Here is a 14,286-nt window from a genome sequence, read left to right on the forward strand (position 1 = left end):
ACCCGAAGGTTCAGGCCCGTCGGTCGACTCCAACCGTCCATGCCGACCGTTCGTGCCGAGGTCGTCGGCGAAGGCGTCAGGGCGGTCGACGTCGCCCCCGACGCCACCTACGGCGACCTGCTCGCGGCCCTCGAGTTCAGCCCCCACGAGGCGGCCGTCCTCGTCGACGATTCACCCGTCCCCGAGGACCGCACGGTCGACTTCGAGGCCGACGTGCGCGTCCTCCGGCTGGTCAAGGGGGGCGACGGGACGCGACCGGCCGATATCGACGACCGGGTGCGAGTCGGATCCGCCGACGCCGACGATCACCTCGACGTCATGCGCGTACTCGACGGCGCGGTGCTCTCGGTCGACGCCCGGACCGTTCGGGAGCGCATCGACGACGGCGCGGCCCTCGTGGCGACCGTCGAGGGGCGGGTCGTGGGCGCCCTCGTCCGCGACGGCGACCGGGTGACCGCCGTGGCGACCCGGCGCCGGTGGCGCGACCGGGGTGTCGGCACCGCGCTGGTGTCGGCCGCCGCCGCGGAGCGGGACCGCCTCGTCGCCGAGTTCGACCCCGACGTGCGGCCGTTCTACGAGTCGCTCGGGTTCGAGGTCGAGCCGACGGGGGACGGCGACCGCCTCCGGGGCCGGTTATCGCGGGAGTCGGCGCGAGAGCGCGGCCCCGATGTCGTCGGTCCAGTAGAGCAAGGCGACGGTGAGTAGGAAAACGAGGGTCGAGAGGTCCCACGCGAGGCCGGTCAGCGTCGAGCCGAACAGCGTGGTCGCTCCGAGCAGGGGCAAGAGAAGGGAGAAGGCACAGCCGACACAGGAGAACAGGCCCAGGACGCCGGAGAGCACCGCCCGCGACGCCGAGAGCAGGCGGGCGTAGACGAGGTAGGTCATGGCGACGTAGCCGACGACCTTGAACGGGATGATCGACAGCCTGACCCGCGGCGTGCCGTAGACGACGATCGGACCCAGCCCCGGGATGTTCCAGTGGATCGAGGCGACCGCACCGCCGTTGAGCGGCCCGTCGATCCCGAGCTGGAGGGTGCCGCCGACCACCAGGAGGAGCAACAGGTAGCCCCCGGACAGGGCGGCCGCGACGCCCCACTGACGGCGGGTGACGCTCGGCGTCTCGGTTCGGATCACCGCCCACACCCCGGCGTTGATCCAGAGGAACGGGTAGACGACGTAGCGGGGTTCGGTGACGATCACGTCCGAGACGGCGAGGTAGGCGGTGACGAGTGCGAGTTCGGCCGCGACGACGAGGAACCACCAGCGGATGGCGGCCGTCTCCGCAGCCAGGAGCCGGCGAACCCGCGAGAGGGGACCGTAGGCGCCGCTCACGGAGGGATCACGGCGCGGGGGCGCTCGGGTGCCATATTCGGGCGTCGGGGACGGAGGACCATGGAGGTGTCGACATCCGGGCTAGACGAGCGCCGCGACGAGGTCCCGGCCCTCGTCGAGGATGGCGTCGACCCGCTCGCGGCTCTCGGCCTCGGCGTAGACGCGCATCTTCGGTTCGGTCCCGCTCGGCCGGACCAGGAGCCAGGAGCCATCCGAGAGCAGGAGTTTGAACCCGTCGAGCGTGACGACATCCTCGACGGCCCGACCGGCGACGGTCTCGGGGATGGCGTCGCCGAGGGCGTCGACGACCGCCGCCTTCCGCTCGTCGGGGCAGTCGACGCTCACCTTGTCGGCGACGATGTCGCCGTGGACGTCGAGCAGGCGGTCCACGCGGGTGTCGAGGGGTTCGCCGGCGGCCACGTCGGCCGCGAGCAGCGCCATCAGGACGCCGTCCTTCTCGGGGACGTGCCCCCGGATCGAGAAGCCGCCGGACTCCTCGCCGCCCATCAGGGCGTCGTGTTCGACCATGGCCTCGGCGACCCACTTGAAGCCGACCGACGTCTCGACGACCTCCTCGCCGTGGGCGGCGGCGACCCGGTCGATCAGGAACGTCGTCGAGACGGTTCGGACCGCGGGGCCGGAGCGTTCCGCCAGGAGGGCGTCGTAGACGGCGGCGAAAAAGAGGTTCTCGTCGAGGTAACCCCGGTCGGGCGTGACGACCGCGAGGCGGTCGGCGTCGCCGTCGTTGGCGATGCCGAGGTCGGCGTCGTGGGCCGCCACGGCGTCGACGAGGCCGGACAGGTGTTCGGCGCTCGGCTCGGGCGGCACCCCGCCGAAGGCGGTGTCCCGGTCGCAGCGCCGGCGGATCACCGTCGCGCCCGCGGATTCGAGGAGGGCGTCGGTCACCCGGCGGCCGCTGCCGTGCATGGCGTCGTAGACGACGGTGAGTCCCGCCAGGTCGGGGTCGACCAGGTCGCGGGCCTGGGCGGCGTGGGCCGCGACGAGGTCGACGCGGTCGATCGACCCCCGGGGCCCGTCGGCGCGGGGGTCCGCGAGGCGGGCCTCGATAGCGTCGGTCACTGCGGGCAGCGCCGGCGCGCCGTCCGCGGGGATGAACTTCACGCCGTTGTACTCGGGGGGGTTGTGCGAGGCGGTGACCATCAGCGCCCCGGAGAGGCCCCGGTCGACGACGGCCCACGCGATCACGGGGGTCGGCCGGTCCCGTTCCGGGAGCAGGACGTCGAAGCCGTTGTCGGCGAGGACGTCGGCGAGCGATTCGGCGAAGCCCTCGGAGGTGGCCCGGGCGTCGTAGCCGACGGCGACCGGCGCGTCGAACCCCTCGTCGGCGAGGTAGTCGGCGACCGCCTGCCCGACGGTCCGCACCCGTTCGTCGGTGAACGTGTCGAGACGGGCGCGCCACCCGTCGGTGCCGAAGGAGATGGCGTCCATACGCCACCCTCCCACGGCGGTGGCAAAAAGGTGGGCGTCGGCGGGGTGGACGAGCGTCCACCGAACGGGGGGTGGACGAGCGTCCACCGTTCCGGCGGTTGGCGAAAGCGAATTATTGTGCCATCCGTTACCATCCATTGGGGTGAGGCGTATGTCCATCGTCGAAACCCTGAAACGGGCGTTCACGGCCGACGAACGCGTCGTCTACCGGTGTGATGCGTGTGGGGAGACGTTCGACGTGGGGACGAGCGTCGACGACCCGTCGTGTCACGCGTGTGGTAGCACCGACGTGGAACTGATCAATCGGGTGTGACGACACGGACGGTGGGTGGTCAGTCGGTGTCGGCGTCCGGGTCGGTGACGAGCCGTTCTTTCGCACGGCGCGAGAGCGACTTGATCTCGTGTTCGCGTGACATCGCCGCCGAGCGCGTCTCGTAGCGTTCGACGTGGCGGAGTTCGACCGGCGTCCGACCCCGGGTGTACTTCGCGCCCTCGCCCGCCTCGTGTTCGGCCACGCGTCGCTCCACGTCCGTCGTGTACCCCGTGTAGTACGTGCCGTCGACACACTCGAGCACGTAGACGTAGTGCACGTCGAGGGGTGGAGACGGGGGTCTATAAGCGTGTGGTCGCCGGGCGGGACCGACCGCGACGGCCACGGCCGGCGGCCGAATTGCGGTGTGGAAGGTGGCTTCGCGTGGTGGTCGAACGTCGCTGCAGTGATTAGGCGTTCGGGGTGCGACGTCTGGAGGCTTCGGCGATGCCGGCGTTGGCCGAACAGCTCGGACAGGCCAGGATTCGCCCGTTCGCGTCGGCGAACACCCGTTCGAAGCGTTCCGAGACGTGCGACCCGCAGTGATCGCAGCGTGCCATGATTGAACCGGCTACCACCGGTGCCGGTACCACGTTTTGGGATCACACACCTAAATGGCTAACGCGCGCGCACGCGTTCGTGCCCAACCGTCCAGAGGAGACCCCCGAGCGGGTCGTGATCGACCGATCGGCGGTGGCGGTCAGGCGTCGTCGCCCCGGCGGGCGTCGGCGACGGCCCGTGCGATCAGTCCCGCCTGGGCGCCGGCGGAGAACCCGTCGTCGATGTTGACCGTCGAGAGGACCGTACAGGACTGGAGGGTACTGGCGAGCGCCGACTCGCCCTCGCCGCTGTAGCCGTAGCCCGTCGACACCGGGAGTCCGATCACCGGCGTGTCGATCAGGCCGGCGACCACCGTCGGGAGCGCGCCCTCGCGACCGGCGGCGACGACGGCCACGTCCGCCCCGCGAAGGGCGTCGAGGTGATCGACGATCCGCCCGAGGTGGGCGACGCCCACGTCGTCGACCCGCTCCACCGTGGCGCCGACGGCCCGGGCCAGGACCGCCGCCTCGCCCGCGGCCGCGGCGTCGGAGGTGCCGGCGGTGACGACGGCCACCGTCGCGTCGACGTCGGGCGGGTCGAAGCCCGGCGCCTCGACGACCAGCGTCCGGGCGCGTTCGTCGTGGTCGACGGTCATCCCCGCCGCCAGGTCGTCGGTCACGGCGGCGACGTGGCCGTCGTCGGCACGGGTGACGACGGCGCGGCCGGTGGTCTCCAGGGCCGCATCGACCATCGCCGCCACCTCCGTGGGAGTCTTGCCGTCCCCGAGGATTGCCTCGGGAATACCCCGACGGCGCTCGCGTGCCGCGTCGAACCGACCGGCGTCGGTCGTGGCGTAGCCGGCGAGTCGGGCCTCCGCCTCGGCCGGGGACAACTCGCCACTCGCCACCGCATCCAGAAGCTCGCGCATACCCGTCGTCCGACCGTGAGACACTCGTAGGTGTCGGTTTTCGGCCCCAGTATTTATATATCTGGGGCGAACCGCGCGAGAACGGCACCTGTGGCGGTACGTGCGGCCGATTTGGGAAATCTTATTAATAAGGGTGGGTATGTACTGCTCGTATGGCAGACCTCATCGTCAAAGCCGCCGTCAAGGAAGCGCTCCAGGACAAGAACGTCGCTTCGGACTTCTACGATGCCCTCGACGAGGAAGTCGAGGAACTGCTCGAGGACGCCGCCCGGCGCGCCGAGCAGAACGACCGGAAGACCGTCCAGCCGCGCGACCTCTAAGTCGGTCCCCACTTCTCGACTTTTTTCGACCGGACAGCGACGGCGTCACTCGGGCCTTCGTACGCGAACGCCGTCGGCGTGGCCCACGTGGATTTCGTCGGCCATGTCGACGAACAGGCCGTGGGCGACGACGCCCGGCGTCGCCGCGAGGGCCGTCGCCAACGATCCCGGGTCCGTGACGGGGCCGAAATCACAGTCCAACACGAGGTTGCCGTTGTCGGTCACCACCGGGCCGTCCTTCCGCTCGGCGGCCCGGAGCGTCGGCGTCCCGCCGTGGTCGCGGATCGCCCGTCGGACGGTCGCCCGGGCGTCCGGCAACACCTCGACCGGAACCGGTCGGTCGAGGGTCGCCGTCTCCTTCGATGGGTCGGCGACGACGACGAACCGCTCCGCGGCGGCGTCGACGACCTTCTCGCGGGCGTGGGCGGCGCCGCCGCCCTTGATCAGGGCGAGGTCGTCGCTCACCTGGTCGGCGCCGTCGATGGCGACGTCGATCCGTTCGACTGCGTCGAGGTCGGCGAGCGGGACCCCCACCTCGCGGGCCAGGTCGCGGGCGGCGTAGGAGGTGGCGACGCCGCGGACGTCGAGGCCGGCGTCGACCGCCCGTCCGAGCGCTCGGATGGCGTGGGCGGCCGTGCTCCCGGTGCCGAGGCCGACGACGTCGCCGTCACTCACCAGGTCGGCAGCGTGTTCGCCCGCGCGACGCTTCGCCGCGTCCGATCCACCCGGCGTCTTCATGCACACGGGTGTGCGGGCGGCGGGCAAAAACGCCGCGGTCGACTGGCCGGAGTCGGCGCCACCAGCCCGAGCCGACCCGGTCGGCACCGGGGCGACCGGTACCGCCGGTGGGCCGGCCCGTGGCTCGTGCGACGGCAAACTGGGAGGGTCCGGCGGGGGACGCCGTGCCGGCTACGCGTCGGGCCAGCGCTCGATGTAGACGGTTTCGTCCGTGTAGAAGCGAATCATATCCTCGCCTTGCGCGTGGAGGTCACCGAAGAAGGACACCTTTCGGCCGCCGAAGTGGAAGAAGGCCATCGGCGCGGCGGTGCCGGCGTTGACCCCGAGGTTTCCGACGTCGGCACGGTGGCGGACCGTGCGTGCGTCGGCACCGCTGCTGGTGAACAGACTGGCGGCGTTGCCGAACTCGCTCCCGTTGAGGATTTCGATGGCCTCGTCCAGTCCCGAGACCGGGACGAGCCCGAGCACCGGTCCGAAGATCTCCTCGCGTGCAATCGTCATCTCCGGAGCGACGTCACCGAAGACCGTCGGACCGAGGAAGTTGCCGTCCTCGTAGCCGTCGACGGTGACGTCGCGTCCGTCAAGGAGCAGTTCGGCGCCTTCGTCGACGCCGGTCTGGATCAGTTCACGCACTCGCGTCTCGTGTTCCGGCGTGATGAGAGCGCCGATGTCGGTTCCCTCGTCGAGACCGTCGCCGACGGTCTGGGCGCGAGCTCGCTCGAGGAGTCGGTCAGCGAACTCGTCGTATACGGATTCGTCGACGACGACGACGTCGTTCGCCAGACACCGCTCCCCTCCGCAGGCATACGCCGACGAAACCGTCTTGCGGGCGGCGAAATCGAGGTCGGCGGTCTCGGTGACGATTATGTGGTTCTTGGCGCCGCCCTGTGCCTGCACTCGCTTGCCGTGTGTGGCCGCACGCTCGTAGACGGTCCGGGCGACCGGCGTGCTACCGACGAACGACGCCCCGACCACGTCCTCGTTGTCTAGCAGCGCGTTCACCGTCTCCACACCCCCGTGGACGAGTTGGACGACGCCGTCCGGGAAGCCCGCTCGGTCGATGAGTTCGAAGAGCCGTTCGGTGACGACGGGGACCTGTTCGCTCGGCTTCAGGATGAACGCGTTGCCCGTCGCAACCGCGTAAGGGAGGAACCACAGGGGGATCATCCCGGGGAAGTTGAACGGGGTGATCGCGGTGAACACGCCGAGGGGCTTCCTGACGGCAGTCTCGTCGATATCCGGTGCGGCGTTCGGGAGGTGCCCCGCCTGCATCATCGACGGGATGCCACACGCCACCTCGACGTTCTCGATCCCCCGCCGCAGTTCGCCGTTCGCCTCCGCGCGGGTCTTTCCGTGTTCGCGGACGAGGACTTCGGCGAGTTCCGATTGGTGCGCTTCGAGCAGACGCTTGAGCTCGAACAAGGGCTGTATCCGCTCCTCGACCGGTGTCGATTCCCACGTCTCGAACGCCGCCATTCCGGCCTCCACGGCGTCCTCGACGTCGGCCGCGGAGCTGAAGCCGACGTAGGAGATGGACTCGCCCGTCGCCGGGTTGACGACCTCCTGTCCGTTCGGGCCACGTGGGTCCCGCCAGTCGCCGTCGACGTAGTTCCGAACATCGTTCCACGGTGGGGTATCGTCGAGTGACATGCGACACCATATATCGCCATACCAACAATAAGGTTTTTGGAAAATTTTCTATATTCGAGGAATATAGTAGGAACTGATACTGAATTTCTCTTTGAACATAGGAAATCATAGCTACTGCCGCCGTGGCGACGCTCGGTCGGTCGGCAACCAGCCCTGGAGTCGACACGGGGCGCGTCGCCGACGCGGTCACGGCTGATCGATCGAGTCGCGTGAGCGACGCGTACGGGCCCCGATTCCGAACGGTGTCCGGGGTGTGTCGACGGGAGGGCGGAATGCACGGGCGAGGCTCGTCGAGAGTGGCCAGGCGATCGGTAGACACCGGAACCGGAGCTCGAATCGCGCCTGGCGGTATCCGAGCGTCGCCGAACTCGGAGGCCGAGGCGGACACTCGAAACCCCGGAGTTGGGCTACACGGTCCGGATCACGGCCAGAGTCCGCGCGTGCTCTTTGCCTCCGCGACGCGGGAGAGCGCGACGATGTAGGCGGCCTCCCGCCAGGTCACGTCGCGCCGGGTGAACTCGGCCCGAACGTCACGCCACGCGGAGAGCATCTCCGACTCCAACTCCTCACGAACCCGGTCCAGCGACCACTGACGGCGGTTGATATCCTGGAGCCACTCGAAGTAGCTCACGGTCACGCCGCCGGCGTTGGCGATGATATCGGGGACGACCGGAACGCCACGCTCGGCGAAGATGCGGTCGGCTTCCGCCGTCGTCGGTCCGTTGGCGCCCTCGACGATGATATCCGCCCGCACCGCATCGGCGTTCGCGCTCGTCAACACGTTACCGACGGCGGCGGGGATCAGCACGTCGACGTCGAGTTCCAGTAGCGCCTCGTTCGTGATCCGTGAGACGCCTTCGGTTGCCGAGACGGCTTCCGGCCGTTCGTCGTGGGATTCGATCTCGTGTGTCTCGAGACCGTCCGCGTCGTAGATACCGCCGCTCACGTCGCTGACCGCGACGACCGTCGCGCCCCACTCGTCGAGTAGCCGAGCCGCCTTGGCACCGACGCTTCCGAAACCCTGCACGGCGACCGTAGTCGACTCCAGTGGCAGGTCGTAATGATCGACCGTCTCGCGCGTGATGAGAGCGACGCTTCGGCCCGGTGCCTCGGACCGACCGTAGCTGCCGCCGATGACTGGAGGCTTGCCCGTGACGACACCGGGGACGGTCTCACCTTCCTGCATACTGTAAGCGTCCATAAACCAAGCCATCGTCTGGGCATCGGTGCCCATATCGGGGGCCGGAATGTCCACTGTCGGGCCGACGAAATCGCGCATCTCCTCCGCGAACCGCCGCGTGAGACGTTCCCGCTCGGACTCGCTCAACGCCTTCGGATCGACGACGATACCGCCTTTCGCGCCACCGAAGGGGAGATCCATCACGGCACACTTCCACGTCATCCACATCGCCAGGCCGATACACTCGTCTTCGGTCACGTCCGGGTGGTATCTGAGACCACCTTTGTACGGGCCACGGACGTCGTCGTGTTGTGCGCGATACCCGGTGAAGATCTCGACGGTCCCGTCGTCACGCTCCAGCGGCACCGACCCGCGGAACACCTTCGTCGGGTGTTTCAGACGTTCGACGACCCCCGCGTCGACGTCGATTTGTGCCGCCGCACGCTCGAGTTGCGCACGAGCGGTCTCCAGCGCTGATTCCGGTTCCTCGTCCGCCGTTGTCGCCGTCTTCTGCTCAGACATTCTGGGATCCGTCCGAAGGTGTCTCCTCCGGGACCCCGTATTGTCCCTAATATTAATTAATAATATTGGATTCAGCAGTATCGTCTTATTTTCCAATATTTTCCGTATATTTCCTATTCAGATGTATTTTATTCAGTATTTGGGGGGCGGGGGCACACCGAGTCACTCGCGGGGAGGTAGCGACGACGATCGCCGTCGCTGGCGAGGGAGTGAAGACGCGACGCTCGCTGGGTGATTCACGAACGGGCCGAGCGGCGCCGTCGAGTTCGTCTAGACGCTGGTGAACGCGAACAGCCGGCCGTCGGTCGTGATGGCATAGAGGTAGCCGTTGGCGGCCATCACGTCGACGATCGGGTCGTATATCTCCTGTTGCCAGCGCTGCCGGCCCGAGGTGACGTCGACGGCGGCCAGCAGGATGCGCTCGCTGGTGGGGTCGCTCCGCCCGACCGCATAGAGGACGTCGCCGACGAAGATCACGTCGCCGCGGACGCCGAAGGGGACCGTCCAGCGCTCGTCCCCGGTCGACAGGTCGAGGCCGTGGAGCGTCCGCCGGGTGCCGTAGACGGCGACGCCGGCGCCGACGGCGAGGGTGGGAGGCCGGACCGACGACTCGGCGCTGACGGCCCACCGCCGGGTGCCCGTCGCGGCGTCGAAGCCGGCGACGCCGGCGCCGGTCGTGGCGACGACGACGTCGTCGGCCACCGCGATGCGGCCGACCGGACCGTCCATAGCGACGTGCCACCGCACGCCGGGGGAGGCGGGGTCGACCGCGTACAGGTGTCCGATCCCGGTCGTGGGTTCGCCGTCGGGATATCCGGTCCCGACGTAGGCGACGCCGTCGCCGACGGCGGCCGCGCGGATCTTCCGGTCCCGACGGTCGCTCCCGCGCCCCCGGTTCGGCGCGAACGACCAGCAGTGTTCGCCCGTCCGGGCGTCGACGACGCGGTAAGACTCCTCGCTCGGCATCACCAGACTCGTCCCCGCGGTCGCCAGGCCGTCGACGAACCGCCCGGGGAGGTCGTAGACGGTACGGAGCGATCCGTCGGCGCGGTCGATGGCCTGGACGCGCACGTCCTCCGGGGAGCCGAAGGGGACGTACACCGTGTTCCCGGCCGCGACCGGCGGCCCGATGGGCATGGCGTCGACCCGACGCCGCCACTGGATCTCGCCGTTGCGCCGCGGGTCGTGACACAGCACGGCCGCCATCGGCACGCTCGGATCGGCGTCGGCGTCGGCCGCCACTAGATAGACGAAGTCCTCGTCGGCGACGGGGAAGGTGACCTGCGCTTCGAGCGCCGACATGGTCCAGCGCTCGTTGAGCGGGAAGCCGGTGGGACCGTTGGCCGCGGGCGCGGCGTTCGTCCCCGCGGGGTCGTGGTGGGGCATCGGCCACGTCCCGTCGGCGACGGACGACGCCGTCAGGGCACAGCTCCCGGGCCCCCGCTCGAACGAGCCTTCGAGGGAGTCGTCCCCGTCGGTGGGGGCGGCGGCGGCGACGCCGGCCGACGCGGTAGCGCGGGTCGTCGTCGGGGGCGGCGACGTGGTCGTCCCCGTCTCCGTCGCCGTTCCCTCGTCCGCGCGGCCGCCACAGCCCGCGATCACCCCCCCGACCACGGCCGCGAGATATCCGCGGCGTGTGAACGTGTCACGTGGCATTTTCGTTCGCACGCGGGATTCCGCGAGTAAATGTGTTCCGCCGATCCTACAGGCGGTCGAGGACGGCCTCGGCGTCGTAGGAGAGCGTGAGCGACCGGGATCGTCCTCGGCCCTCGACATCGGCGTAGTCGGCCTCGATGACACCCAACTGGTCGAGTTTGTTGACGATCTCCGAGTAGCGGGTGTAGCCGAGATCCGTCGCCTCGTGGAACGCCTCGTAGACCGTCCCGGCCTGCTGGCCGTCGTGTTCGGCGATGGTCTCGACCAACGCCCGTTCGGACTCCGAGAGCTCGCGCAGACAGCGCGAGAGGTGGACGTACTTGGACTTGTCGTAGGCCTCCTCGACGTCCTCGACGCTGATCGTCTTGCTGGCCCGCATCTCGGCGTTGAGCCCCGCCCGGCGCAACAGGTCGATCCCGACCCGGAGGTCGCCGCTCTCGGCGGTGAGTTCGGCGACGCGGTCGAGTTCCTGCGCGCCGATCACGCCGTCGTGGAAGCCCCGGTCGACCCGTTCCCCGAGGATGTCGACGATCTCGTCGGCGTCGTAGACGGGGAAGTACACCTCCTCGGGGCGGAAGACGCTCTGGACGCGGCCGTCGAGCTCCTCCATGATGTCCAGTCCCAGGTCCGAGGAGACGACGATGACGCCGATGCGGGCGCCGGCCGACCCCTCGTGGGCGCGCAACAGCGAGTAGAGGGTATCCGAGGCCTCGTTCTCGTAGAAGAGGTAGTTCACGTCGTCGAGCGCGACCACCAGCACCTCGTCGTCGTCGACGAGGCGGTCGGTGATCTGCCCGAACAGCTTCTTGAACGAGATGCCCGACGAAGGGGGTTCGTAGTCGAAGACGTGTTCGAACACCCGGGAGAAGACGGCATAGCGCGTCGAATCGAGTTGGCAGTTCACCCGGACGGTCCGGACGCCGGGCTGGCCCGACAGCTCGCCGAACAGCTTCAACACGGCGGTGGTCTTGCCGGTGCCGGGCGGCCCCCGAACCATCGTGTTGAGCGGTCGGGAGCCCCGCACCGCCGGCCGGAGCGCGTACTTCAAGTTCTCCAACTGCGTCTCGCGGTGGTCGAACGTCTCGGGCACGTAGTCGATTTCGAAGACGTGTTCGTCCCGGAACACCGACTCGTCCCACGACAGCATCCCCTCGTCGGGGTCCTCCGTCATCACTTTCACCTCGCTCGCGTGACCACTTAACAGTTGCCGCGAGTCGAACGCGACGGGCGCGCCCGACGCGCTACTCCTCGGTTTCCGCACCCGGTGCGTTGCGCTTCACGCCCTCGATAGCGTCGTGGACGCCGCTCCGGGAGGCGTACCCCTCGCCGCCGTCGGCGAGGACGTTCCCGTTACGGTGGCGGAGTCGCCACCGCCAGTCCGAGGCCGCCCATCGCGATGCTCGCCTCCCGCAGCGCCGACGCAGGGCTGCTGGGGAGAAAGAGGACGATGCCGACGACCCCCGGCTAGCAGTCCGAGGACGAACAGCCAGTATCCCCGTATCTCGTCGGACGTGCGTGGGGCGCCGATCCGACGTGCATACAGGCTGGAATTATTATCCGACATATATGAACGCGACCCGAGACACCGATAAACGCCCGAGTTTTTGACCGATCGGGTGACAGTTCCCCCTCAGAACTTCTCCAGGAGCCGCCGGTAGAAGTCGTCCTCGTCGGTCGGGGGGTCGTCGTCGGCCGTTCGTTCGGCCGACTCCGTCGCCAGTTTCTCGACGATGAGTTCGGGCGTCGAGCGCGCGAGGTGGTCGGTCACCGGCGAACGATTCACCCGGAGTTCGCCGTCGACGAGCCCCACCGCCTCGATGCCGTCGACCGCCACGTCGATCCCCGCGGCGTCGCGGATTTCGCCGGCGAGGTGGGAGACGAAGACGGCGGTGACGTCGCCCCCATCCAGTGATTCGAGGATGCCGGCGATGATCTTCGCACTCGCGCCCGGCTCCGTGATGCTCTCCAGTTCGTCGACGAGAACCAGCCGCGAGTCGGTACCCGTCACGAGGTCGGCGAAGTCCCGGAGCGTCGCCTCGAAGGCGCCGGCGTCGAGGGTCCCCTGGCTCTTGGCGTAGTAGTGGAGTTCGGAGACGCGTTCGACCCGAGCGGCCGCGGCGGGGACCGGGAGACCCATGTGGGCGAGGACGGTCACGAGCGCCAGCAGGTCGAGCGTCGAGGTCTTCCCGCCGCTGTTGACTCCCGAGAGGAGGGTCACCCCGGAGACGGCGTAGTCGACGGGTTCGACTTCGGCGAAGGGCACGTCGAGCAGCGGCGACCGGCCGCCCTCGACGGCGACGCCGGACACGTCGTCGTCGACGTCGGGGAGGGTGCAGTCGAAGTCGTCGGCGAACCGGGCGACGGCGAGTTCCACGTCCCGCTCCAAGGCCGCCCGGACCAGCCGGTCGGCGGGGTCGCGGAGGGCACGCAGGTCGTCGGCCAACTCCGTCTTGATTCGGCCGGCCCGGCGGTCGCGGGCGGCCGCGAGTTCGGTGCGGAGCCGCGAGACCGCCTCCGCGTCGTGCTCCAGCGGGAAGGTGGGGTCGCCGCCGAAGACGCGCTCGGCCAGGTCCGCCTCGTCGGCCAGGTCGAGGCTGTCGATCAGGTGATCGCGGGCCTTCGCGACCGCGTGGTCGAACTCGTCGGCGAGTTCCCGGGAGAGCAGGGCGTCGACGCGGGCGCCCTGCTCGACCAGGGAGAGGAAGTCGGTCCCCTCGATGGTCACGTCGCGCTCGCGGATGGCGGTCCGGAGGTGGTCGTTGGCGACCGATTCGGCGGTTCCGACCGCGGCGTCGAGGTCGTCGACGGCGGTCGTGAGCCGGTCGAGTTCGTCGTCGCCGACGGGCGTGCCGTCGTCGTCGAGGCGGGAGAGCGCGTCGCGGAGCGCGTCGAGGTCACAGGGCGGCTCCATCCCCGCGGCGTCGTGGACCCGCGCCGCGGCGAGCAAGGTGTCGCGGTTCGCCGCGAAGAACGCGAGGAGGCGCTCGGGCACCACCTCGGCGGGGTGTTCGAGGGCGTCCGGGCGTACCCGCACGTCGCCGGCCACGTCGACGCCGGCGAAGGTCTCGTCGAGGGCGATCACCGTCGCGTACGACCGGGCGAGTTCCGCGAGGTCGCGGGCGTCGTCGACCACCTCGACCGAGAGTTCGGGAACCGCCTCCTCCGCCTCGGCGTACCGCTCGGCGTCGGCGGTGGCGAGACAGCGGTCGCGCACCCGCGTTGGCGGCGGGTCGGCGAGCGGAGTCACGTCCGAGAGCGCATCGAGGGTCGCGGGGTCGGCCTCGCGGTCGGTCGCCCGGTCGACGAGGGCGCGGACCTCCGCGATCCGCGAGGGCGCGCCCGTCGGGACGAACGTCTCCATCCGCCGGGCGGCGTAGTCGGTGACCGTGCGTTCCTTCAGGAGGTCGAGCACGTCCTCGTAGACGTCGCGGGCGCGGTCGGTCGCGAGGAACTCGCCGTCGGCGTCGTGTTCGTGGCGGACGGCCGCGCGGGCGATGGCGGCGGCCCGACCGGCGGAGATGCCCGGCGCCTCGGCGAGCGCGGCCACGTCGCCCTCCCGGAGCGCCCGCTCGGGGTCGTCGAGGTCGGCGAGCGCGGCCGCCGTCTTCTCGCCGACGCCCGGGATGGCCGTGAGTTCCATGCGGCAACGAGTATCGCCCCA

The 14,286-nt window shown here is 69.6% G+C and carries 14 protein-coding genes and 1 pseudogene; 3 read left to right on the forward strand and 12 right to left on the reverse strand.

The window, feature by feature from the left end:
• Window positions 1-39 precede the first annotated feature (39 nt).
• Window positions 40-705: a ubiquitin-like small modifier protein SAMP2 gene (samp2, locus tag NO364_RS14955; protein WP_394352050.1), complete on the forward strand. Its 666-nt coding sequence runs from the start codon at window positions 40-42 to the stop codon at window positions 703-705.
• Here the strand turns inward: samp2 and NO364_RS14960 are convergent.
• Complete coding sequence (locus tag NO364_RS14960) at window positions 634-1,332, reverse strand: DUF7546 family protein (protein WP_157690118.1); 699 nt, start codon at window positions 1,330-1,332, stop codon at window positions 634-636. The two genes, samp2 and NO364_RS14960, sit on opposite strands and share 72 nt — an antisense overlap.
• 81 nt (window positions 1,333-1,413) lie before the next feature.
• Window positions 1,414-2,781, reverse strand: coding sequence for a phosphoglucomutase/phosphomannomutase family protein (locus NO364_RS14965; protein WP_257627935.1), 1,368 nt, complete (start codon window positions 2,779-2,781; stop codon window positions 1,414-1,416).
• Between the two features lie 151 nt (window positions 2,782-2,932).
• Here NO364_RS14965 and NO364_RS14970 point away from each other — a divergent pair, with 151 nt between their 5' ends.
• Complete coding sequence (locus NO364_RS14970; RefSeq protein ID WP_199243627.1) at window positions 2,933-3,094, forward strand: FmdB family zinc ribbon protein; 162 nt, start codon at window positions 2,933-2,935, stop codon at window positions 3,092-3,094.
• 19 nt (window positions 3,095-3,113) lie between these two features.
• Here the strand turns inward: NO364_RS14970 and NO364_RS14975 are convergent, their stop codons facing one another.
• The 3 genes from NO364_RS14975 to larB form a co-directional block, all read right to left on the reverse strand.
• On the reverse strand, window positions 3,114-3,371 hold the full coding sequence (locus NO364_RS14975) for a GIY-YIG nuclease family protein (RefSeq protein WP_157690116.1): 258 nt from the start codon (window positions 3,369-3,371) through the stop codon (window positions 3,114-3,116).
• Between the two features lie 130 nt (window positions 3,372-3,501).
• Window positions 3,502-3,651, reverse strand: coding sequence for a DUF7563 family protein (locus tag NO364_RS14980; protein WP_199243625.1), 150 nt, complete (start codon window positions 3,649-3,651; stop codon window positions 3,502-3,504).
• A gap of 140 nt (window positions 3,652-3,791) precedes the next feature.
• Window positions 3,792-4,559 (reverse strand): nickel pincer cofactor biosynthesis protein LarB, encoded by a 768-nt coding sequence (larB, locus tag NO364_RS14985; RefSeq protein ID WP_257627936.1) that lies wholly within the window; start codon window positions 4,557-4,559, stop codon window positions 3,792-3,794.
• Window positions 4,560-4,711: 152 nt separating this feature from the next.
• Here larB and NO364_RS14990 point away from each other — a divergent pair, with 152 nt between their 5' ends.
• On the forward strand, window positions 4,712-4,879 hold the full coding sequence (locus NO364_RS14990; protein ID WP_257627937.1) for a DUF1931 family protein: 168 nt from the start codon (window positions 4,712-4,714) through the stop codon (window positions 4,877-4,879).
• Window positions 4,880-4,924: 45 nt separating this feature from the next.
• On the opposite strand, the gene rpiA is transcribed toward NO364_RS14990, so the two are convergent.
• The 7 genes and pseudogenes from rpiA to NO364_RS15025 form a co-directional block, all read right to left on the reverse strand.
• Window positions 4,925-5,617 (reverse strand): ribose-5-phosphate isomerase RpiA, encoded by a 693-nt coding sequence (gene rpiA, locus NO364_RS14995; RefSeq protein WP_257627938.1) that lies wholly within the window; start codon window positions 5,615-5,617, stop codon window positions 4,925-4,927.
• A 171-nt stretch (window positions 5,618-5,788) separates the two neighbouring features.
• Window positions 5,789-7,267, reverse strand: coding sequence for a CoA-acylating methylmalonate-semialdehyde dehydrogenase (locus NO364_RS15000; RefSeq protein ID WP_257627939.1), 1,479 nt, complete (start codon window positions 7,265-7,267; stop codon window positions 5,789-5,791).
• Between the two features lie 421 nt (window positions 7,268-7,688).
• The gene (gdhB, locus tag NO364_RS15005) at window positions 7,689-8,969 is read right to left on the reverse strand and encodes a glutamate dehydrogenase GdhB (RefSeq protein ID WP_157690111.1); all 1,281 of its coding nucleotides are present in this window, start codon (window positions 8,967-8,969) and stop codon (window positions 7,689-7,691) included.
• Between the two features lie 270 nt (window positions 8,970-9,239).
• Window positions 9,240-10,625, reverse strand: a complete 1,386-nt coding sequence (locus NO364_RS15010; RefSeq protein WP_157690110.1) for an outer membrane protein assembly factor BamB family protein — start codon at window positions 10,623-10,625, stop codon at window positions 9,240-9,242.
• Between the two features lie 46 nt (window positions 10,626-10,671).
• A complete protein-coding gene (locus NO364_RS15015) occupies window positions 10,672-11,796 on the reverse strand; it encodes an ORC1-type DNA replication protein (protein ID WP_157690109.1) in 1,125 nt (374 codons plus the stop codon).
• Between the two features lie 70 nt (window positions 11,797-11,866).
• A pseudogene (locus tag NO364_RS15020) lies at window positions 11,867-12,013 on the reverse strand (YegP family protein); the annotation flags it as partial.
• A gap of 242 nt (window positions 12,014-12,255) precedes the next feature.
• Window positions 12,256-14,265: a helix-hairpin-helix domain-containing protein gene (locus NO364_RS15025; protein WP_157690108.1), complete on the reverse strand. Its 2,010-nt coding sequence runs from the start codon at window positions 14,263-14,265 to the stop codon at window positions 12,256-12,258.
• Window positions 14,266-14,286: the final 21 nt, after the last annotated feature.

Source organism: Haloplanus salinarum (genome assembly GCF_024498175.1).
Taxonomy (GTDB): Archaea; Halobacteriota; Halobacteria; order Halobacteriales; family Haloferacaceae; genus Haloplanus; species Haloplanus salinarum.

Excerpts from the sequence above, each read along its gene's own strand:
- samp2 (WP_394352050.1), top strand. The coding sequence starts at position 40 with ATGCCGACCGTTCGTGCCGAGGTCGTCGGCGAAGGCGTCAGGGCGGTC.
- NO364_RS14965 (WP_257627935.1), bottom strand. The coding sequence starts at position 2,781 with ATGGACGCCATCTCCTTCGGCACCGACGGGTGGCGCGCCCGTCTCGAC.
- NO364_RS14970 (WP_199243627.1), top strand. The coding sequence starts at position 2,933 with ATGTCCATCGTCGAAACCCTGAAACGGGCGTTCACGGCCGACGAACGC.
- NO364_RS14980 (WP_199243625.1), bottom strand. The coding sequence starts at position 3,651 with ATGGCACGCTGCGATCACTGCGGGTCGCACGTCTCGGAACGCTTCGAA.
- larB (WP_257627936.1), bottom strand. The coding sequence starts at position 4,559 with ATGCGCGAGCTTCTGGATGCGGTGGCGAGTGGCGAGTTGTCCCCGGCC.
- NO364_RS14990 (WP_257627937.1), top strand. The coding sequence starts at position 4,712 with ATGGCAGACCTCATCGTCAAAGCCGCCGTCAAGGAAGCGCTCCAGGAC.
- rpiA (WP_257627938.1), bottom strand. The coding sequence starts at position 5,617 with ATGAAGACGCCGGGTGGATCGGACGCGGCGAAGCGTCGCGCGGGCGAA.
- NO364_RS15000 (WP_257627939.1), bottom strand. The coding sequence starts at position 7,267 with ATGTCACTCGACGATACCCCACCGTGGAACGATGTTCGGAACTACGTC.
- gdhB (WP_157690111.1), bottom strand. The coding sequence starts at position 8,969 with ATGTCTGAGCAGAAGACGGCGACAACGGCGGACGAGGAACCGGAATCA.
- NO364_RS15010 (WP_157690110.1), bottom strand. The coding sequence starts at position 10,625 with ATGCCACGTGACACGTTCACACGCCGCGGATATCTCGCGGCCGTGGTC.
- NO364_RS15015 (WP_157690109.1), bottom strand. The coding sequence starts at position 11,796 with ATGACGGAGGACCCCGACGAGGGGATGCTGTCGTGGGACGAGTCGGTG.
- NO364_RS15025 (WP_157690108.1), bottom strand. The coding sequence starts at position 14,265 with ATGGAACTCACGGCCATCCCGGGCGTCGGCGAGAAGACGGCGGCCGCG.